Below are 19,995 nucleotides of genomic sequence, written 5' to 3'. Positions count from 1 at the left end.
AGCCCGGCCCCCACCAGAGCTGCCCCCAGCGCCTCCGGCAGGCGTAAATCCCAAATAATGATGGTCAGAGCCGGGTCCCAGCTCTCCCGGAAATGCAAAAGGTGGCTACCGTTGAGCAGAATCTGCAGGACAGTCGCAAAAGGAATGGCCGTCGAGCCAGCGCTCACCGCTGCCAGCAGCGTGAGCGGCAACAGAAGCGAGAGAGCTGTAAAGACGAAGGGAGTCAAACGGCGTCTGACATGCACGGCCTTAGTGTCAGCAAGGGTTGTAGCGGTGGTCGTCGCTGGTGCAGGCGCTTCTGCGGTCGTTCTGCTCTCGATCTTCATTCCGTCGGGGGGCTGTCGCTAGGCTACTGCTTATCGCTTTCGCTGTAACTATACGCGCTAGAACTTCACCTGTCAAGGAAGGCAGGCGCTCAGCAGGGCTGTTCTTGTCCCTGGTCGCTGGCAGAGAAGCGGCGCATATGCTACGATTCTGCTACGGAGTTCTGTCCGAAAGGCCAGTGTCAGGCGCCGACAGGCCCCGGATACTACAGATGAGCAGATGAGGGAACGATACTTGTGTGCGTGCGATGAGGCTGCCGATGAGGCTGCAATGCCCCGAGGCGGCGCACAAGTGGCCTCATAATTCCCTCGCTGGCTTCTGATGGTGAAGGAAGAAGAGGGATCGAGCCGTTAAATGTCTATCGACAGAGAATTCTTTCGCCACGTCCTGGGGCAGTTCGCCACAGGCGTAACGGTCGTGACAACGAGGGGCAGCGCCGGCCTGGTGGGGCTGACAGTCAACGCCTTCTGTTCTGTCTCGCTAGACCCTCCGCTGGTCCTTGTCTGCATCGACCTCAAGAGCCGAACGCTGCAGGCCATTCGCGAGAGTCAGATTTTTGCGGTCAATATCTTGAGCGAGGAACAGGAAGAGCTGGCCCGCTGCTTTGCCCTGCCCTCAGAGGAGCGCTATCGCTACTTCTGCCATGCAGCCTATCATCTGGGCGTGACCGGGGCGCCGCTGCTCGAAGGGACCCTGGCTTTTGTGGAAGCGCGGCTGGTGGCCGATTATCCGGGCGGCGACCATGCGATTTTGCTAGGTGAGGTCGTGGCCCTTGGAACCGCTGATCAGCCCCCGTCAGACAGGGCGAACGCCGCCGCCAACGAGCCCCAGGTTGCCGGCATGGGAACGCTCCAGGACGGCAATAGGGAGGCTGGTCAACCTGGTGGCAAGCAGCCGTTGGCCTATTACCGGGGCCGCTATCGCCATCTGGCGAACGATTATGCCCAGCCAAGCCTCTCATCCTTGTCAGCGCCAAGCGATGTTATCTGAACAAGCCTCTTTGCTCCGGCATGAGGAATCAGGGCAGCGAGAAGGAGAGAAACAGGAGCGCCTCAAGCAGCTTGAAGCGCTGAAGCAACTGCAGGAAACTTTGCGCCTGTGCCGTCGCTGCCAGGACCAGGGCTACCTGGAGCAGGCCCTACCGGTGGTCAGTCCAGTGCTTCACGAGGGACTGATCGGGGGGCTGATGGTCATAGGGCAGGCGCCCGGACTGCGTTCGCAGCAGCGCGGCATTCCCTTTGGCGGCCCGGGCGGGCGCATCCTGCAGTCCTGGCTAGAGCAGGCGGGCTTTCCCCCAGGCTACTTGCATCAGCACGCCTACCTTAGCTCGCTTACACGCTGCTATCCTGGACCGGCTCCCCGTGGGCAAGGTGATCGCCGACCTTCGCCCCAGGAGCTGGCCCTGTGCCGCCCGTTTCTTGATGCCGAGCTGCGCCTGCTCCGCCCACGCGTGGTCTTACTCGTAGGCCTCATGGCCATTGAAGCCTTTTGGGGCAAAGTCAAGCTAGAGGAGATCATCGGTACAGGGCGCGTAGAGGAAGCCAGGCGCTGGCTCCCCTTGCCCCATCCCTCGGGGGTCAGCCGCTGGCTCAATGTCCCCCGGCATCGGGAGCAACTCCAGCGCGCGCTGGCGCTCCTGGCCGACTGGCGCCGCGAGCTAGGGCTGTAGTCGCTCGCCGCCTCTCTGACTACCCTGTCTGCCGTTGAGTCTCAGGTACAATGAGAGAGAGCCGTGGGCCAGGTCGGGAGGCTGGCTGACTGCTGCTCAGGAGGACTGTTGCTGTTCTGATCGCGAGTGTTGGGGTTGTGACTGCGACTGCTCTTGTGCCTGCTGAGGTGTATCACTTTGCTGCGAGAGCTTGCGCATACGGTACTCATGTACGCCGCGCTTCAGCGTGCCCAAGGCCAGCGTCGCGCAGGTGGGGCGTGTCATCACCACCTCGCGCCCCAGATCCTCGATCAAATCCTCAAAGCTCAGGTTCTCGATCTCTTCCGCCGTCATTCCGCGCGTCAACTCGGTCACGTAGGAAGCGGCGGCGCGGCTAATAGTGCATCCTTCGCCCTCCCACTGCACTTGAGCCAGGCGGCCCTGTTCATCGAAACGCCCGTACATTGTGATTACATCGGCGCAACCCGGATTGCCTCCCTTCAGGCTGACATCGGCCTCCTCCAGAGGACCATAGTTGCGCGGATTCTCGTAATGATCAAGCAGAAACTCAATTGCTTCTTGTCTGTCCATAGGGCATCACGGAACTTTCCAGCAAAAGCAACGGGGCCTCCACCGTTGCAGCAGAGGCGGACAACCACGACGTCGATAAAGAGACGCTGGCGAAACGATTGACAGCCGCGGTCAGGCGCGCTACCTTCCTCTGCCCGGGGATAGCCCCGTCTCGTTCCATCCTGGGTGCTCTGTCTGTCCAGGCAGGCCCTCCGCGCCAGCGCTGGCGCGGAGAATAGACCAGCTGCCGCTGTTGATGTCGGGCAGCTCACCCAGCCCAAGTCAGGGCTTCTCAATCGGCGCGCGCACCATATTGCCCCACTCAGTCCAGGAGCCATCGTAGTTGCGCACGCGTGGATAGCCGAGCAGCTGTGTCAACACAAACCACGTGTGGGCGGAGCGCTCGCCAATACGGCAATAGGTAATCACATCCTTATCGGGCGTGATCCCCTGCTCGCCGTAGAGCTTCCGCAGCTCTTCCGCGGACTTAAAGGTTCCATCAGGGTTGGCAGCCATCGACCAGGGGATATTTTTTGCCCCGGGAATATGTCCACCGCGCTGGGCCCCTTCCTGGGGATAGTTTACCATATGGATTAGCTCGCCGGTATACTCCTGTGGCGAGCGCACATCAACCAGACCGTAGCCGGGCTTGTGCAGGGTGGCCAGCACATCCTCGCGGAAGGCGCGAATCGACTCGTTCGGTTCCGGCGCCTGGTAGTCGCTTGGCTCATAATGGGGCACCTCCTTCGTCAGCGGTCGCCCCTCGGCCTCCCACTTCTGGCGTCCACCGTTCATAATCTTCAAATTCTTATGGCCGTACATCGTGAACAGCCAGAAGCTATAGCAGGCGTACCAGTTGTTGCGATCCCCGTAAAGTACCACCGTCGTGTCGTTGCGAATGCCCCAACGGCGCATCAGACGCTCGAAGCCCTCGCGGTCAACAAAATCGCGCGTCACCGGGTCCTGGACATCGACATGCCAGTCCAGCTTGACAGCTCCAGGAATATGGCCGGTCTCGTAGAGCAACACATCCTCATCGGCCTCGATGATGCGCACATTGGGATCGTTGAGATGCTCCGCCACCCAGTCGGTTTCCACCAAGACTTCGGGATGAGCGTAACCAGCGGGCGTGCTCCGGCCCTGGCCCGCCGTTGTGGCCTCTGTCTCTGGCATAGAATCGTCCTCCCTACTCCATTACGGAATACTATGGAATAACAGCTACAAGAGAGCAGCCAGCCCGGTGCGCGTCTGCCACCACTCTCGGGAAGAGCAGGCGGCGCACCCAGGCGTTAGTTGACTATGTCAATTCAGTTTCTATTCTACCGCAGCGCGAGACCCAAGGCAAGCCATGCTCGGGCTATTGAAGTACGAACGTGCTTTTAGGTGAGCAGCGAGAAAACGGAATGTTACTCTAGCAAAGCTCTCAGGCGCTCAGCCAGAGCGGTATTGCGCTGCGCCACGCGGTCGTTGCGGATGGCCTGTTCCAGGGCCTGGCGTTGTCCTACCAGAACACAGAGCCGTCGAGCGCGCGTGATAGCGGTATAGAGGAGATTCCTCTGCAGCAGCGGAGCATGCTGCAAAAAGAGGGGGATAATGACCGCCGGGTACTCACTCCCCTGGCTCTTATGAATCGTGACCGCGTAGGCCAGCGTCAGCGCGTCCAATTCAGCAAATTCGTACTCGATCAGCTGGGGACCGGCCTCTTCCTGAAATTCGACCGTCACGGTTGCAGCCTGGTGATCGATGCGGCGTATCCAGCCGAGATCGCCGTTGAAGACCCCCTTATCGTAGTCATTACGCACCTGCATGACCTTATCGCCGACGCGCAGGCGGTGCTTGCCTAGCAGCAGCTCGCCCTCGGTGCGTGGATTCAGGTGCTGCTGCAGTAACTCGTTGAGACTAATCACACCGAGTGGCCCGCGGTACATGGGCGAGAGCACCTGGATGTCGGCGCGCGGATGAAGGTGGTAGCGAGTCGGCAGAAGGCGCTCCACCAGGTCAAGGATCAGGGAGCGGGCCCGCTGCGGATCGCTCTCGCGCAGAAAGAGGAAATCGCTACCCTCCTCATTCTTGACCACGGGCAAGAGACCAGCGTTCACGCGGTGGGCGCTTACCACGATGCGACTCTGGCGAGCCTGGCGAAACAGCTCGGTCAGGTGAGTGGTTGGGATGACCTCGCTGCGCAAGAGATCGCGCAGTACGTTGCCCGGGCCAACCGACGGGAGCTGGTCGGCGTCGCCAACGAGCAGCAGATGGGCCTCTGGCGGCAGGGCCTTGAGCAGATGGTAGAAGAGAAGAATATCGACCATTGAACACTCGTCGACAATGACGAACTGGCAGCTCAGGGGACGTTCCTCATGGCGCTGATAGGTGCCGTCGTGAGGGGTATACTCTAGCAAGCGGTGAAGCGTTTGGGCGGGCAGACCTGTGGCCTCGCTGAGGCGCTTGGCAGCGCGTCCGGTAGGGGCCGTAAGAGCCACCTCCACCCGTTGACGGCGCAGGAGTAACAGTAGCGCGCGCAGCGAGGTCGTCTTGCCCGTCCCGGGGCCACCGGTCAGAATACTCACCTTCCGCGTAAAAGCCGTCTGCACAGCCTCGCGCTGTCGCTCTGTGAGCTGGAGCTGGCGCCTGGCCTCCAGATGATGAAAGACCTGTTCCCAGAGCGCTGGTGCAACTGCTGGCAGTCGGCTGGGTGCCCGCAGAAGCCGCTTAAGCAGGCGAGCGGAGCCGCGTTCGGCGTGCCAGAAGGGGCCGTAGTAGATCCGTCGCTGGGATGTTCTGGCAGGAGCTGCTGGCGAGGCCAGAAGGGAGTCTGTTTCTGCCTGAACGGGTGTGCTAGAGGCTGATCCGAGGTCCTTGAAGAGGGGCCAATCGGGGTCTGGTTCATTGCTCTCTGGGTCAGACGAGGCCGGCTCAATAAAAAGTTCACCCTCGTGCTGCCCCTGTTCCAGGGCCTGCTCCAGTGCTGAGCGAGGTACCTGCAAGATATGCTGTGCCTGCAGCAGCAACTCATCCTCCGGCAAATAGCAATGGCCGGCCTCATTGGCCGCCTGTGCCAGCACGTAGGTCAGACCCGTCACCAGGCGCGGCAGGCTGTCGCGCGGCAGTCCCAGCCGGGTTGCGATCTCATCCGCTGTACGGAAGCCGATCCCATAGATATCCTGGACCAGCCGATAGGGATTCTCACGCACTACCCTGACGCTCTCACCCCCGTACTGGCGATAGATGCGGCTGGCCAGATGCAGTGAAATCTCATGGGTCTGCAGAAAAAGCTGCACTTCCTTCATCTCCTGCTGCTGGGTCCAGGCGGCGATGATGCGCGCGCGATCCTTCTCGCTGAGGCCGCGCACCTCGGCCAGGCGCTCGGGCTGCTGCTCAATAATCGCCAGCGTCTGCTCGCCAAAGTGTTCAACAAGAGTGCGGGCTTTTTTAGGGCCGATGCCCTTAATCAGGCCGGAGCTGAGGTAGCGAATGATGCCCTCGGTGCTCGTGGGCAGGCGTTGGCTAAAGCTCGTCACATGGAGCTGGTGGCCGTAGCGCGGATCGTATTCCCAGACACCTTCTACAGTCAGCACCTCGCCGGCTCGCACTCCCGGTAGAGTGCCGACGATGGTGAGCAGACCGTCGCGAGACGAACGGGACGAGCCGCGGCCAGTACCGGTGCTGGGGCGAAAACGTGCAACGGTGTAGTGTGTTTCCTCGTTATGAAAAACGATGCTCTCAATAGAGCCTTCAAGTGTTGGCATACCTGGCGCTTCCAGGTCGGGTCGTGAGACTGAACTGCTTGCTGATGATGCAGTGGTGCAGGCGAATGAGCAAGGATGTGAGTCACTGCGTGACCTTTCTATCTTAGCCTGCCGCCGTGGCCCTGTCAACGGCGCGGGCAGTGGTCTGGAGAGACAACGGTTTCCTCTGCGGCGCTGGCTGTCCAATCGGGCTATTGGTTAAGGAACCAATACTGATGAGAACGGTCGGCGTCTTATAATGAACTCGTATATATTTCTTGATGACGGGATAGCTCTCATTGTGAAGTCCGATGCATCAGTAAAACAGGCTATGAGCGTGTTTCTTCTTGTTGGTAGCTATTACGACGCTGCTAGTGCTTCTCGTAGTGCGGCAAGGATAGAGAGTCGATGCAACTGACCTCGACCAATGGCCTGGGCCAGAGGGAAAGGACTCGATGGAGAGCAAGGTGACCTATCGTCAGCAGTACACGCGCTGCGGCAAGCAGCGCTGCCGGAAATGCCGGGAGGGAGCAGGACATGGCCCTTACTGGTATGCCTATTGGAGCGAGAACGGGCGCACTGTGAGCAAGTATATTGGGGCGCAGCTGCCAGCGGAGGTGGAGCAGGTGGGTCAGCGGCTATCGGCAGTCTCTGTCTCCGCGCGGCGGGCGCCGGCAGCCGCAGGAGGTCGTGCCGTTGTGATAGGGGAGCGCGAGCGTCGTAGCGGGCGAGGCGAAACCAGGCCGCTGTTGCGCATTTATGTCCTTGGTCAGTTTCGGGTGGAGCGACACAGTGGTAGCGGTTGGGTTGAGGATGATGGACGGCGCTGGCAGCGGCGGCGGGCCCGTGCCCTGTTGGGCTGCCTGTTGTGTCATCCCTTGCGTCGCATGGGACGGGAGCAGGTCATGGAAGCGCTCTGGCCTGACCCTGATCTTGACAGCGAAACGGCGGCCAATCGTCTCAACGGTGCCGTCCATGAGTTGCGCCTGTTGCTAGAGCCAGAGATCCGGCGTCCGGCTTCCTCGACGCTCTTGCGCCTTCAGCATGAGGTGCTGGAGCTGGCCGACGGAAGCGTCATCTGGGTTGATGCCGATGAGTTTGAGCAGAAGATCAGGCAGGCTGAGCAGTCGGCTGATCCCTTGCAGATTGAGCGGCTACTAGAGGAGGCGGCGGCCCTCTACCGCGGTGACTTTCTGGTTGAGGAACTCTATTCAGAGTGGGCTCAGCCCCGACGGGAAGCGCTGCGCCGTCGCTGGATGGGGATGCTGCTGCAGCTTGCCGAGCTGCGAGTCCGGCGTGGAGCCTTGGCCAGCGCTATTGAACCGCTGGACCGGCTACTGATGAGCGATCCCACCCATGAGACAGCGGTACGCCAGTTGATGATGGTTCTGATGCGCCTGGATCGGCGCATCGAAGCCTTGCAGGCTTATCAGCGCCTGACCGAGGTACTGGAGCGCGAGTATGACAGCGAGCCGCTGCCCGAGACGCGTCGTCTCTATGAAGCCCTGCGCAGCGGGGAGCTAGGGCCAGCGACTGTCGCTGCTACCTCACCAGCCCTCACAGGGCCTGGGGCTGCTTCATCATCGTCCCACTCGTCTGCTGCTGTGGCTCTTCAGGCTGGCGCCCACCTCGATACTGCGCAGTCTCCAGTTATTGGTCGCTCCGCCGGGCCGACTGCGTCTGTGCGAGCCGTGACCAATCCCCACTTCCCCTCGGGACGCCATAAACGGACACCGCTGATCGGGCGTGAGCGTGAATTAGCGATCATGCGGCAACTGCTGTCCACCCTGGGCCCGGCCCGCTCCAGCGAAAGCTCGGGCAGCGAGGATAGTCTTGTCCCGGAGCCGGTGGACGCTCAACAAATCCCAACACCGGAGCCGTCGCTCTCTTCACCTCATTTCTTGCTTTTGACCGGCGAGGCGGGTATTGGTAAAACGCGCCTCGCCGAGGAGCTGAGCGACGAGGCTGGGCGCCAGGGGTGGCAGGTGGTCTGGAGCCGCTCCTATGAGCAGGAAGGGGCCATTCCTTACTGCCCCTGGGTCGAGCTGCTGCGTACGCTCTTGCAGAGCCGACTGGCTGCTCAGGCGCTCTCAACCTCCCAGGTCCTGATGGAGTTGGGCCTCTCTACCTCTCACCTGCAGCGTCTCTGCACCTTACTGCCCGAATTACATGAATTGCTGCAGCCTGGGGTAGCGCCGCTGGCCTTACCAGTAGAACAAGAGCGCCTCCATCTCTGGGAGGCCACACATAGCCTGCTCTCAGCTCTCAGCCGGCGTACACCTCTTCTCTTAGTCCTCGATGACCTTCATTGGGCCGATGAGAGTAGTCTGGAGCTGCTCAGCTATCTCGCGCGTCATCTGCGTGAGCAGCCGATTCTGCTGCTGGGGACCTGCCGCGACATGGAGCTGTTGCCGACCCATACCCTGCGCACTCTCATCAACGATCTCCAGCGTGAGCAGGTTCTCCTGACGCTGCCGGTCCAACCACTGACGGCGGCGCAGATTGCGCAGCTCGTTTCTCATTTGCCGACCCGTCTCGTACACAGTATTCAGACGCAGGCGGACGGAAATCCCTTCTTCGCCGAAGAGCTGGCGCGTTATCTGGAGCGCGAAGCCAGCGAAGGGGGGGCGGCCTCAGCGGGGCAGGCCGCTGCAGGTGCAGGAGAGGGCCGACTTGCGCTTCCCGCGACCATCGCCGCCGTGCTTGATCGGCGTCTCAGCAAGCTCAGCACAGCCTGTCAGACACTGCTGAGTAAGGCGGCAGTCTTCGGGGCGCCCTTCGAATTCAGCCATTTGCTCTTCATGGACAGCGGCCAGCTCCCTCATCCACAGGAGGAGCAGGTGCTGGATCTCCTGGAGGAGGCCCTGCGCGCCGGCCTTCTGATTGAAGAAGAGAACGGCAGGCAGGTGAGCTATCACTTCTGGCACCCGCTCATTGAAAGCCATCTCTATCAGAGTCTCTCGGTGGCGCGCCGCATTCAGCTTCATCGTCGGGCAGCTGAGGCCCTGCTGACGCTCAATCCCCAGCGCGAGGAGGAGGTAGCGGCGGCGGTGACCTACCATTTAATCCGTGGAGCCAGCGACGGCAGCCGCATTGCGCGCTATGCTGAGCGGGCGGCCAATCGGGCCTATCGACTGGCCGCCTACGGTGAAGCCCAGTACTATTATCGTCTGGCTCTGCTGGCCCTGGCCGGAGCGCCACCCCCGCCCCCGTTGGAGCGTCAAGCCGTAGTAAGCGTCGATTACCTGCCGCCCGAGGCCGACGCCGATCCCGCTCCCTCACTCGATCAGCTCCTGCCGAGCGCTGGTGAGGAGGAGCTGCTTCACTTCGCGCGTCTCTTAGAGCATGTCTGCGAGTGCTGCATGATGCAAGGGAACTACAGCGAGGCGCGCCGCCTCTATGCGCGCGTGCTGGCTCTGCGCCAGCGCTCGCTACAGACCTGGGAGCACCGCCAGCCAGCGCGGCCAGACGGGGAACAACTGCACAGGCGACGTCAGCACGAAGCCCAGATTCAGGCCATCATCTGGCGTGAGATGAGCCTGGCCTGGCTCAGGACCGGCGATTTTGCTCAGGCCCGTCACTGCCTCGAAGAGGGGAAGCGCGCGTTGCGCGAGGCCGACGCTCTGCAGAGTCCGGCCAGCGCCTGCCTCCTCTTGCAAGAAGGCAACCTTTCGGCCCTGGAGGGCAACTATGATGAGGCGCGCCGTCAGGTTGCGCAGATGCTGGATATGCTAGAGAAGGCAATGAGACAGGGACCGGCGCCGATGGCTGCAGGTCAGGAGCTGCCAACGCTGAGTGAGCGCGCCATAGCTGGTGACCCGCTGGAGCTGGGCCATGCCCATGAGACCCTCGGAGTGATCGCTGCGCGGCTGGGCCATCCGAGCGAAGCGTTGCAGCACCTGCATACAGCTTTGACCATCTATGAGCAGCATGAGTGTCTGATGGCTATGGCTCAGATCTGCGGTAATCTAGGGGCGGCCCATGCCCTGGTAGCCGATCATCAGGCGGCACGGGCCTACATGCGGCGGGCGCTGGAATTGACGGAGCGCACCGGCGATCTCCCCAATATGGCCTTTGTCACGGGCAACCTGGGCGAGTTGGCCCGTCGCTGTGGAGATCTGCGCGAGGCCGAAGCCTGCTTCCGGCGCAGCCTTGCGCTGGCCGAGCGGACCCAGGAGCGCGAACACATGGCCTGGTGCAATATTGCCCTGGCTGAGACTTTGCAAAGTGAAGGCAAGCTCGATGAGGCCCTGCACTGCATCCAGCGCTCCTTGCTGACTGGCCGGGCCATCGGGCACGCGCGCACAATCGCTCATGCTCGCATTGTGCTGGCCGAAGTGCGGCTGGCTCAGGCCAGCGCCACCTGCCTGGCATGCCTGCGACAACGCCAGTCCTCTGCCGCTGGCTCTCGCCTGGAGCAACATGACTGCCGCGAGAGTTGTTTCTATCGCCGTTTGCTTCTGCGAGGTCAACGGGCCTTAGAGCGCGCACTGTACTACGAAGGATTGGATGCCGAGGTAGCTTTAGAGGGGCGCTATCTGCAAGCCAGCGTGGCTTTCCTGCTCGATCGCCTGGAGGTTGCCAGACAAGTGGCTCTGGATCTGCTGACCAGGGCCGATCGACAGGAGAATCGCCTGACGTTGGGTCATGCTCATCGTCTGCTGGCTCGCATCCTCGCGGTTCAGGGAGAGGACGAGGCTGCGGCTGCCCACTTTGAGCGAGCAGCTCGTATTTTTGAGGAGAGCGAGCTGACCCTCGATTATGCGCGCACTCTGCATAGCTATGGTGTCCATCTGGCTCTTCTAGGGGCCAGACAGTGCGGGAACGAGCAGCAGGCTAAGGCCCGTTCCTACCTGAAAGAAGCGCAGACGCTCTTTGGGCGAGCGCAGGCCGCTATTGATCTCCAGTGGGCCGAGACTCTCCTTGCTACCTGGCCATCGTTGCCTCTCCTGGCCGCTGCTCTCAAGGCCATGCCTTGAGCTGTCTCCTGCTGGCTTGGGCGCTAAGCTGAGGTCAGGTTGACACTGGCTGATCGACAACCATACAATGAGGACAGGTCAGGAGCGAAAGCGTCAACAAGGCTAGGAAATTCTCTCGGTGCTGGCTACCTGTGATGTTGGCGCTGCTCTCAAGAGCCGGGCGCTTCGGCTCACCGGGCGGCGGCAGATCATGCCCAGATAAAGGAGCAGAGCAACTTGAGCGAAATTCGTGAGCAACAGCCAACGGCTGAGGAAGAGTTGCTGAGTCTGCGCCGGCTGGTGCAGATCCAGCATGAACTTGAGGAGCAGATTAATCGAGTCTTTGCCCCGGAGGACGAAGCGCTGCGGTATGCCCTCCAGGCCAGCGCAGAGGCCGGGCTGCCGCAGATCAATATTTCCCCTATCGAGGGCAAGCTCTTGCAGTTTCTGGCGCTGGTCTCTCAAGCCCGCACCATCCTGGAGATTGGCACGCTGGGGGGCTATAGCGGTCTCTGGCTGGCGCGTGCCTTGCCACCGGATGGGCGCCTGATCACGCTAGAGATGAATCCCCAGCATGCGAGCATCGCGCGTCGTGTCTTTGAGCATGCTGGCGTGAGCGAACGAGTAGAGATCCGTCTTGGGCGGGCCTTGGAACTGCTCCCTGCACTCGTTGATGAAGGCGCAGGACCGTTTGACCTGATCTTTATCGATGCTGACAAGCCGCCCTATCCGCGCTATCTCGACTGGGCCTTGCAACTCAGCCATCCTGGCACCATCATTGTGGCCGACAATTGCCTGCGGGATGGGCGCTTCATCCACGAGCCTGTGGATGAGGTCACGGCGGGCATTGTCGAATATTGTCGGCGCATTACGAGCGATCCCCGTCTCTTCTCGCTGGCCCTCAATATCGATGAGGGCTATCGCGACGGGTTCACGATAACCCTGGTGCGTGAGGGGTGATCGCTGTGGCGAGCGGCGCAACCAGGACGGCAGCCATCACCATTATTGGCGGCGGCATTATGGGCGCGGTCCTGGCCTATCAGCTCGCTCGTCGTGGAATGCGTGAGGTAGTCGTTCTGGAGCGCGAGACTGTGGCCTCTGGCTCGATTGGACGTGCTACGGGAGGGCTACGTCAGCAGTTCGCCGACGAGCTGGATATTATCTTCGCGCGCGAGGGTCTGCGCTTCTATCGTCAGTTCATTGCAGAGGTGCAGGCCGAAGCGGTTCCAGCCTCTCCGCCGCCTCCTCCATTTTACCAGTATGGTTACCTGTTCCTGGTCAGCGACGATGAAGTCTGGCGGGCTATGCAGGGCTATGTTGCCCTTCAGCAGCGACTTGGTGTCCCCAGCGAGCTACTGACGCCAATGGAGGTGGTGGCGCGCTGGCCGGGGTTGTCGCTGATCACAGAAGACCTGCGCGGCGCCAGCTTCTGCCCAACCGACGGCTACACGGACCCCGCAGCCATGACGCGCGCGCTCATGGGGGCAGCGCGTCGGCTGGGCGTGGAGGTCTACGAGCAATGTCCTGTCCTGGCCATTCAGACGGTTCGGGGGCGCGTGCAAGCCGTGCAGACTTCGCAGGGAAGGCTTGCTACGCCTCTGGTCATCAATGCCACTGGTGTCTATGCGGCCCTGACGGCACGCCTGGTCGGGATCAATGATCTCCCGGTCTATCCTTTACGGCGTCAGCTCTATCTCTGCGAGGCGGTCGCCGGGCTGCCAGTCGAGCTACCGATGGTGGTAGACCAGGCAACAGGTTTCCATTTTCGCTGGCGCAATGGTGGCCTCCTCCTGGGTTTGCCCCATCAGCCGTCTCCCGAAGAACAGGCGGCCAGCCATGCTCTGGCGATGACGGCTTTTGACCTGACGCTTGATCCTGGCGTCTGGCCCCAGATAGAGCGTGTCATCACCCGCCGCTTTCCGGCGCTAGCTGGTCTACGTCTCAGAAGGGCCTGGGCCGGCCTCTATGAGATGACGCCGGATGAGCACCCGGTGCTGGGTCCCACCGAGGTCGAAGGCTTCCTCTGCGCCTGCGGCTTCTCTGGGCATGGCTTGATGCATGCTCCACTGGCGGCACAGCTCCTGATCGACTATCTGATCACTGGCAAAAGCAGTATGCTCGATATCGAGCAGTTCGGCCTCCAGCGCTTCCGCGAGGGCCGGCTGCTGCCTGCGACACGGCTACTGTAAACAGAGGAGAGCAATGACGATTGATACGGACTTTCATAGCCATGTTTCCCGTAGTTCAGCAAGAGCGATGGTGAGCGAGGCTCGGGAGCGAGGATTGCGCGTGCTGGGTCTCTCTGAGCATGTCTTTCAGATGCGCGAGATACGTCCGCTCCTTGCGCATATGCCGCTGGAGGGACCAGAGATGGCCCTGGTTGACTATATTGAGAGTGTGCAGGAGGCGGGGCAGGCTCTGCGGTTCGACGTCCGTCTGGGATTGGAGATCGATTTTATTCCTGGCAAAATTGAGGCAGTGCGTGAGCTGCTGCAGGGCTACCCTTGGGATTTTCTCATTGGCTCGGTTCATGAGATTGACGGAAAACAGTTAGAGAACGAGGAAGGCTGGGGGGAAGCGGCCCAGGCAGAGCGAGCCTGGCAGCGCTATATGGAGTTGCTGCGTCAGGCTGTCTGCTCGGGCTTCTTTAGTGTTGTCAGTCATCCAGTGAGATTGTTCGTTGAGAATCGGCACCTGCCCGCCAATATCGATGAGGAGCTGGAGCAGCTCGCTGCCGAGGCCACACGTTGTGATGTGGCCCTCGAAATCAATGGCTTCGATGTCGCCACCTATCCCCAGCTAGTGCGCCGTCTCGTGCGGGCCTGTGCTTTGCAGGGAACGCCGGTGAGCGTCGGCTCAGATGCTCATTATCCGTCGAGTCTGGCCACCAGCCACGAGGCCAGTGAGCAGCTGCTGCGCGAGGCCGGCATTCAGCGGATTCGTATCTGGCGCAATATGAGCGCTGAGGAGTACCGCCTCTGAGGAAGCGCGGATCGGAAAGGGAGCCGGAACGCCTGAAGCCGCCAGTCGTCCTGGCGGCGTTTGAGTGAGCGGGCTGATCCGATCCTCGTTGATCGGAGGTCAGCCCGCCCTAGAAGTAGACAGAAACGCTTGCTTTAGCTCAGGCAGGCGGATAGCGGTTATAGCCGACCAGCTTGCTCGTCTCTGTAGTCTGAGCTGAGAGCTGCTGGCCATTGTCCAGATTATAGGCCAGCAGAGTGGAATGCCCATCAGGGTAGTAGGCTTGCACAACCAGGTGATGGCCGTAGGGGGCCAGGGCTACATTGTTCGAGCAGATTAGCTCGGCATCGACCGGCGTCGCTGAGACGGATCGACCCGTGCAGAGTGTGCGCGCGCCGGGGGCGGCATCCTGCAGCAGCACCTGGTCCTGGGCTGGGGTCAGACCCAGCTTTACCACCTCAAAGCGGCCCTGGCGATAGCGCATGACCATGAGCGAGTTATCCTCTGCATAGCCGATGGGGACTCCCCAAGGGCGCAGACGATGGCGGTTCCCTCCATCGCTGTCAACGGCGTAGATACCCGGGGCCTCAGAATGGTAATTGGTGTAGTAGATAGTGCGCCCGTCAGGGCTGAGCCAGAAATCGGTGCTGACCTGCTGAAGCGGCGGCGTGATTGCCTGCCGCTGATCAAATGTTCCCCCGAGGGGCAAGCGGAAAAGTGCTTGCTGGTTGCTGCCGACGCGCCCCACAAAGTACAAGTACGGTGCACTGTAGAAGGTCAGGCGTGTGTCTGGTAGCGTGGCCATGACCGGCTTGGGCCGCAATTGCTGCATATTGACCTGTAGCAGAGCGGTGGGTGTATTGAGCAGCAGCGTTTGAGCATTGAGCCAAATAGCGTTGCCACCGCTGCCAGAGACATGATAGTGGAAGCGTATGAGTGGCGGCGTCATGCGCAGATCCACAACGTAGTAATCCGTCTGAGACGTGCTCGGGATGTGATAAGCCAGGGAGCTGCCATCGGGCGAGATGCCATCGATCTCCGTCTGGGCTGGTAAGGCCGAGAGCAGCTGCAGCAGCTGCCCGCTGGCATAGTTATAGTTGCTGACAGTTAGCTGCCCGCTCTGGTTGCCCGAGACCAGCAACAGGCCGTTCCAATCATCCGTCGAGATATTCCCTGGAATCTGGCTCATAGAGGGAGTGGGAGTAGCCTCATCGTTCACGGGCAGCTGATCCCAACCGACCAGTTGGGGCGTGCCTGGATACGCGACCTGAGCCGCAGGCACTGAGAGGAGCAGTTTTTGAGCGTGCGTCATCAAGTTTGTCACCCAGAGGCGCAGTGAATGATCGGGATAAAGGGCCTCCGTCAGCAAGGCCCAGCCGTAGGGAGCGAGAGCTAGCCCGCCGGCCACGACGCTGTTGGCCCCTGGGGCAGCGTTGACCACCACAAGCTGATCTTGTTGGGGGGTAGCGCCCAGCTTACGCACCTCAAAGGCGCCGTGAGCCTCCTGCAAGAAAAGCAGATGGTTATCCTCAGCGAAGCCGAGCGGGATACCGTGTCGATTGAGCGAGTGCAGATTGCTCCCATCGCTATTGACCATGTAAAGGGTCGCTTCCGGGCCACTGCCCGCGCTGTAGTAGATCGTCGAGCCGGTTGGGTTAAGCAACCACGCATCGCGTCTCCTGGCGGTGGATATACCTTGATCCGCTGTCAGGGGCCGGGACGCGATTGATCGTATTTCCCCATTAGCTAGATCGAGGCGATATAGCACCTCTTCTTCTGTTTCCTGATGTATAAAGAATAGAAAATCGTTGTAGTAGAATGAGAGTGTGCTATTTTGTAATAAATCTGAGGAATAGATTGGTTCGCTGTTACCGGACAGGTTGACCAGGAAAAGCTCGCTACCAGCATTGATCAGGAGATGGCTGTCATCAGTTGTCCAGACGGCGCTGCTCTGGCTGCAGCTGCAGCTAAAGAGCGGCTCAGGATGGGAAAGTGTCCGGAAGAGATGCGTCTGCCCCACCGTGTCGTGATAAAGCAGATCGCGCCCGCTATGGGCGATGCCGTCGACGGCGGAAGTGGAGTCACAGCAGGAGCTGGTCAGGAGACGCTTCTGACCGCTGAAAGGATCATAGTTATAGAGTGGATAGCGACCAGTGCTATCGGGGAAGGGATCGACTATCGCGATCGCCTTCCAGGCCAGGCTCTGGTAAGTAGCCTTCACAGAGATAGCTGCTGGGGACGAGGAGGCAGGCGCCTGGGAAGAAGTATGACGTAGCAAGAGATAACCTAGACTGCCGGTTGACAGGAGTACTACCAGGATGACTGCCACCAGGGCCAGCGTTTCCAGCAGTGGCGAGCGCCGCGAGGAGCGAGCAGAGGTAGGGTGCTGAGCGGTCAGTTCGGGAAGCCGGCTTAATACAGCAAAAGGGGGCCGGCGATGGTGGTTCTGGCCACCGTGGTCGGCGTGGTTGAGCGTTGCCAGCAGCTCCTGTTCCGTCTCAGCCGGTGTCTGACTAGAGCGGATCGCTTGCATGATCAGCTCCTTAGTTGAAGGCGTACGGCGCTCAGCATCCTCCAGGAACTGACGCAGCAACTGGCGCTGATGATCACGCTCATGGCGCGCCTGAGCAACGAGGCTAGAACAGATCTGGCATTCAGGAAGGTGACGCCGCAGTCGACTCAGCAGCTCGAACTCGTCCCTGTGGAGAGACGAAGTCACTGGCTCGCCCTCAGCGTTTGCCGGCGTCGTTGGCATATCCAGCTCATCGAGCAGACGCAGACAGTGGATACTGAGAGGACATGATCGTGAATCTGGTCGCTCTTTTCGCTTCATGACCGGCCTCCTCGATCAAGCCGTTTGTATGCCTGCTGAAACGCCTGACGTGAGCGGGCCAGGCGGCTGCGCACTGCTGGCAGCGAATCCTGTGTGATCTCGGCGATCTCCCGATAAGAGAAGCCCTCGGCATCCAAGAGCAGGCAAGCCGCGGAAGCCGGCGGAAGCTGAGCCAGCACACGAGCCACCAGATCACGCTCCATTATCTGCTCCTCGAAGCGCTCATCGCTGACGAGAGCCTCCTCGGGCGGAGGTTCTGAGAAATCATCACCCTGGCCCACGGGACTGGTGAAGGGAACCCAGGTGATGCGACGACGGCGACGCCACTCGCTGCGCAGCTGATTCAAGGCAATACGGTAGATCCAGGGGGCGAACTGCAGTTCCTCTCCCTTCATTCGTGGCAAAGCGCGAAAAGCTGCCAGGAAGGTTTCCTGACAGAGATCCTGAGTTAATTGTATATCATGTGTTAGACTATAGAGCATGCGCCTGATGCGCGGCTCGTAATAGAGTACCAGAGCCTCGAAGGCTGCTGTTGAGCCGTGGCAGGCCTCGATCGTCAGCCGAGACTCGTCTTCCAGAGTCTTCATATGTTCCCATCACCAGGTGAAAGGAAAAATTGGATTCCTCCTAAGGGGATAATGCACGGGCGGGCCATTTTGTTGCAGTTAGCCAGACCTGGCCAGGGAAAAAGTGTCAACGGGCGAATAGGGCCTACTCGGCTGTGGGTGAGTCAGGCGCCTGGCGTGGTTCTGTTCCTGGCAACGTTGCCAGTGAAGAGCGTACCTCAACAAAGCGCGCAAGGATAAAAACCACGTCGGAAAGGCGATTCAGATAGCGAATCACCTCGCCATTATGGATTACGCCGTCGTGGAGCAGCTTTACTGCCAGGCGTTCGGCGCGGCGGATCACAGTGCGAGCAAAATCAAGGGCCGCTCCATCGAGAGTATCGCCGGGAATAATGAAGCGGTTTGGGATCTCTACCTCACGCTTCAGCTGCTCGGCCTCCGCCTCCAGGCGCTGCACATGCTCAGCGGTGATGCGTAGCCCGATCTTCTCATAATTTTCTGGGGGCGTAGCCAGCTCCCCCATTAACAGATAGAGATCTTGCTGGAGGCGGTAGATGAGGTCCTTGACTCGTGGATCCCTGGCCACAGCGCGCGCCAGTCCAAGCGCGGACGTGGCTTCATCGATCGTGCCGAAGGTCTCAGGGCGCGGATCGTACTTCGGGACGCGCTGCTCCCCGAGTAGCCCGGTATAGCCCGTATCGCCGCCGTGGGTTGTCACTTTGGCCATTGCTTGCCACTCTCCTCTCTTGCTTGCTTGTTGGCCTTCCTTTTCTTGCTCTTTGGCTTGTCCTCTCGGTCCCGACCTGTCTGAGTCATAGCGAGAAGCGCCTTCAGCCAGAGCCTGAAGCACATTCAGCCGAATAGCAAGCGAACTATGAAAAGACCGTAGGCGAAACCGTGATAGACCCGTGCTCTTTCGGTTGCCTGCCAGTCAGCGACTGCCTGGCCGGTCTCTGCCCCTCGCTGACCCTCACTAACTATAGCACAGATCAGTTGTCTGTGGAGCGACCGCGGTAGCGATAGACGCGGCTCACGCGGCGCCAGTCTAGCTCGCGTCCGCGCACTGGACGTTCTTCATCCAAAGGTTCCAGGGTATTGGTAGCCAGAAAGCGACGACGCAGGTTGGAGAGATCGATTTGCTCATCGGGAGGAAAGAAAGCACGGTAGAGTAGCGTCGCCTCAGCCAATGTTAGTGTCCCGTCGCCGCTGGGAGGTTCGCGGAGAGCGCGCAGCGGGCGTGTCTCCTTACTGAGAGCGGTGTGGGTTTCCTGGCGCCACCACTCAATACTATCGCGGTTCGGAGTTGCCATATCGGCCAGGTAGCGCAGCACCAGCTCGGGATTGCGCTGAATCTCCGAGCGTAAGGTATTAAGCGCCATCTCCAGCACGGGGCGAGCTTCGGGGTCAAGCTGGCGCTGACCCGACTCGACCTCGGCCACGGGGGTCCATTGGACACGCAAACTTGGAACAGGGTGGCGGTGCAAGTTAGGGCGCAGCTCATCGCGATTGGCGCGCAGGAGTACACTATGAATCAGGGAGACAGCAGCCCCTTGCTCGGCGCTGCCCCAGACGTAGACCTGCTGCTCTACCCAGCCCGCTTTTAGCTGCAGCAAGGTAGCCTCATCGGGCCAGAGCAGCACCGCCTGCAGCGTGCGAAGCACCGCCTCGGTCACGGTCTCATTACTGAGCACAAGGCGCATAGGCGGTCCCCACGGCCCTTCACGTAGCAGCACCCAGAGTGTCCAGTCGCGGATGGCAAAGATCACCACACCGGTAGTGACCATTAAACGGCGGGGGCTGCTGTCGCGCACGGGCCGCGCCGGGATCGAGGAATTTGACCCTGAGAGCGGTGTGTTCACTCTTCTCCTTGTGTCCCCCTGTCCGCAGCAAGCTTTGACCCGGCCATATGTAGCTGATTCTACCTGCTCTCACTGAGAGACGCAAGCCCACGGCCAGACTGCCTCTCACCTGGTCCCAGGCCGGCGGCTGAAGCCGTGGTGGGGCAGCAACCAAAGAACAAGAAGCAAGCTGGCCCTTGTTTGCCACGAGAGGAAAGGAGGCTGCTCGATGTTTTCTGTGGTAACCTCTCGCTGGGGGATCATCTCCTTCGCCACGAGTCCCTGCCTCTGCATTCACGGCCACGGCCCCATAAGGGCATCTGAGGGGAGGTCGGGGGAGAGCCATCTGAGTGATCTGAGGGAGACCGAGCATGGCGACGGCAACTGGGGCCGGGCCGCCTCACCGTTGAGGCATGCTGCAGGCACTCGTCGCCGCCAGCGATCTGCCTGGTCTACATACGCTCTTTCTAGCAGCTGGGCGAGCAGGCTCAGGGCCGGAAGCTGGTCCGGGGCTGCCTGCTCTGCCGGAGGTTAAATGTTACTGGAGCCTTGCTTTGTTGGATCTCTTACTT

General features: G+C 60.6%; 13 protein-coding genes and 1 pseudogene. 6 read left to right on the top strand and 8 right to left on the bottom strand.

Features of this window, described 5'->3' with window-relative positions:
• Nucleotides 1–326: pseudogene (locus IRZ31_RS11285) on the bottom strand (hypothetical protein); the annotation flags it as partial.
• A 352-nt stretch (nt 327–678) separates the two neighbouring features.
• Between IRZ31_RS11285 and IRZ31_RS11280 the strand changes: the two are divergent.
• Both IRZ31_RS11280 and IRZ31_RS11275 read left to right on the top strand, forming a co-directional pair.
• A complete protein-coding gene (locus tag IRZ31_RS11280; RefSeq protein WP_297153525.1) occupies nt 679–1,314 on the top strand; it encodes a flavin reductase family protein in 636 nt (211 codons plus the stop codon).
• Nucleotides 1,304–1,993 (top strand): uracil-DNA glycosylase family protein, encoded by a 690-nt coding sequence (locus IRZ31_RS11275; protein WP_297153522.1) that lies wholly within the window; start codon nt 1,304–1,306, stop codon nt 1,991–1,993. Before IRZ31_RS11280 ends, IRZ31_RS11275 begins: the two co-directional genes overlap by 11 nt.
• A 96-nt stretch (nt 1,994–2,089) precedes the next feature.
• Here the strand turns inward: IRZ31_RS11275 and IRZ31_RS11270 are convergent, their stop codons facing one another.
• From IRZ31_RS11270 to IRZ31_RS11260, 3 genes are all read right to left on the bottom strand, one after another.
• Nucleotides 2,090–2,563 (bottom strand): iron-sulfur cluster assembly scaffold protein, encoded by a 474-nt coding sequence (locus IRZ31_RS11270; protein WP_297153519.1) that lies wholly within the window; start codon nt 2,561–2,563, stop codon nt 2,090–2,092.
• Nucleotides 2,564–2,824: 261 nt separating this feature from the next.
• Nucleotides 2,825–3,715 carry a sulfurtransferase gene (locus IRZ31_RS11265; protein ID WP_297153516.1) on the bottom strand — a complete coding sequence of 297 codons (891 nt, stop codon included), beginning with the start codon at nt 3,713–3,715 and terminating at the stop codon, nt 2,825–2,827.
• A gap of 233 nt (nt 3,716–3,948) precedes the next feature.
• Nucleotides 3,949–6,288 (bottom strand): ATP-dependent RecD-like DNA helicase, encoded by a 2,340-nt coding sequence (locus IRZ31_RS11260; RefSeq protein ID WP_297153513.1) that lies wholly within the window; start codon nt 6,286–6,288, stop codon nt 3,949–3,951.
• Between the two features lie 434 nt (nt 6,289–6,722).
• Between IRZ31_RS11260 and IRZ31_RS11255 the strand changes: the two genes are divergently transcribed.
• From IRZ31_RS11255 to IRZ31_RS11240, 4 genes are all read left to right on the top strand, one after another.
• Nucleotides 6,723–11,246 carry a DUF6788 family protein gene (locus IRZ31_RS11255; RefSeq protein ID WP_297153511.1) on the top strand — a complete coding sequence of 1,508 codons (4,524 nt, stop codon included), beginning with the start codon at nt 6,723–6,725 and terminating at the stop codon, nt 11,244–11,246.
• A 216-nt stretch (nt 11,247–11,462) separates the two neighbouring features.
• A complete protein-coding gene (locus tag IRZ31_RS11250; protein WP_297153508.1) occupies nt 11,463–12,185 on the top strand; it encodes an O-methyltransferase in 723 nt (240 codons plus the stop codon).
• A gap of 5 nt (nt 12,186–12,190) precedes the next feature.
• Nucleotides 12,191–13,414 (top strand): FAD-dependent oxidoreductase, encoded by a 1,224-nt coding sequence (locus IRZ31_RS11245; protein WP_297153505.1) that lies wholly within the window; start codon nt 12,191–12,193, stop codon nt 13,412–13,414.
• Between the two features lie 13 nt (nt 13,415–13,427).
• Nucleotides 13,428–14,207, top strand: coding sequence for a PHP domain-containing protein (locus IRZ31_RS11240; protein WP_297153502.1), 780 nt, complete (start codon nt 13,428–13,430; stop codon nt 14,205–14,207).
• 139 nt (nt 14,208–14,346) lie between these two features.
• Here the strand turns inward: IRZ31_RS11240 and IRZ31_RS11235 are convergent, their stop codons facing one another.
• From IRZ31_RS11235 to IRZ31_RS11220, 4 genes are all read right to left on the bottom strand, one after another.
• Entirely contained in the window at nt 14,347–17,019 is a 2,673-nt protein-coding gene (locus tag IRZ31_RS11235; RefSeq protein WP_297153500.1) for a hypothetical protein, read from the bottom strand.
• The gene (locus tag IRZ31_RS11230) at nt 17,016–17,606 is read right to left on the bottom strand and encodes a sigma-70 family RNA polymerase sigma factor (protein ID WP_297153497.1); all 591 of its coding nucleotides are present in this window, start codon (nt 17,604–17,606) and stop codon (nt 17,016–17,018) included. Before IRZ31_RS11230 ends, IRZ31_RS11235 begins: the two co-directional genes overlap by 4 nt.
• Nucleotides 17,607–17,730: 124 nt before the next feature.
• The gene (locus IRZ31_RS11225) at nt 17,731–18,312 is read right to left on the bottom strand and encodes a cob(I)yrinic acid a,c-diamide adenosyltransferase (protein WP_297153494.1); all 582 of its coding nucleotides are present in this window, start codon (nt 18,310–18,312) and stop codon (nt 17,731–17,733) included.
• Between the two features lie 262 nt (nt 18,313–18,574).
• A complete protein-coding gene (locus IRZ31_RS11220; protein ID WP_297153491.1) occupies nt 18,575–19,444 on the bottom strand; it encodes a hypothetical protein in 870 nt (289 codons plus the stop codon).
• Nucleotides 19,445–19,995: the final 551 nt, after the last annotated feature.

Origin of the sequence: Thermogemmatispora sp. (assembly GCF_019683635.1) — a bacterium.
Classification (GTDB): Bacteria; Chloroflexota; Ktedonobacteria; order Ktedonobacterales; family Ktedonobacteraceae; genus Thermogemmatispora.
Note: the sequence above shows the minus strand (reverse complement) of the source record. Positions and strands in the feature narration are given on the sequence as shown.

Coding starts and splice junctions, on each gene's coding strand:
- IRZ31_RS11280 (WP_297153525.1), top strand. CDS start 679: ATGTCTATCGACAGAGAATTCTTTCGCCACGTCCTGGGGCAGTTCGCC.
- IRZ31_RS11275 (WP_297153522.1), top strand. CDS start 1,304: ATGTTATCTGAACAAGCCTCTTTGCTCCGGCATGAGGAATCAGGGCAG.
- IRZ31_RS11270 (WP_297153519.1), bottom strand. CDS start 2,563: ATGGACAGACAAGAAGCAATTGAGTTTCTGCTTGATCATTACGAGAAT.
- IRZ31_RS11265 (WP_297153516.1), bottom strand. CDS start 3,715: ATGCCAGAGACAGAGGCCACAACGGCGGGCCAGGGCCGGAGCACGCCC.
- IRZ31_RS11260 (WP_297153513.1), bottom strand. CDS start 6,288: ATGCCAACACTTGAAGGCTCTATTGAGAGCATCGTTTTTCATAACGAG.
- IRZ31_RS11255 (WP_297153511.1), top strand. CDS start 6,723: ATGGAGAGCAAGGTGACCTATCGTCAGCAGTACACGCGCTGCGGCAAG.
- IRZ31_RS11240 (WP_297153502.1), top strand. CDS start 13,428: ATGACGATTGATACGGACTTTCATAGCCATGTTTCCCGTAGTTCAGCA.
- IRZ31_RS11235 (WP_297153500.1), bottom strand. CDS start 17,019: ATGAAGCGAAAAGAGCGACCAGATTCACGATCATGTCCTCTCAGTATC.
- IRZ31_RS11230 (WP_297153497.1), bottom strand. CDS start 17,606: ATGAAGACTCTGGAAGACGAGTCTCGGCTGACGATCGAGGCCTGCCAC.
- IRZ31_RS11225 (WP_297153494.1), bottom strand. CDS start 18,312: ATGGCCAAAGTGACAACCCACGGCGGCGATACGGGCTATACCGGGCTA.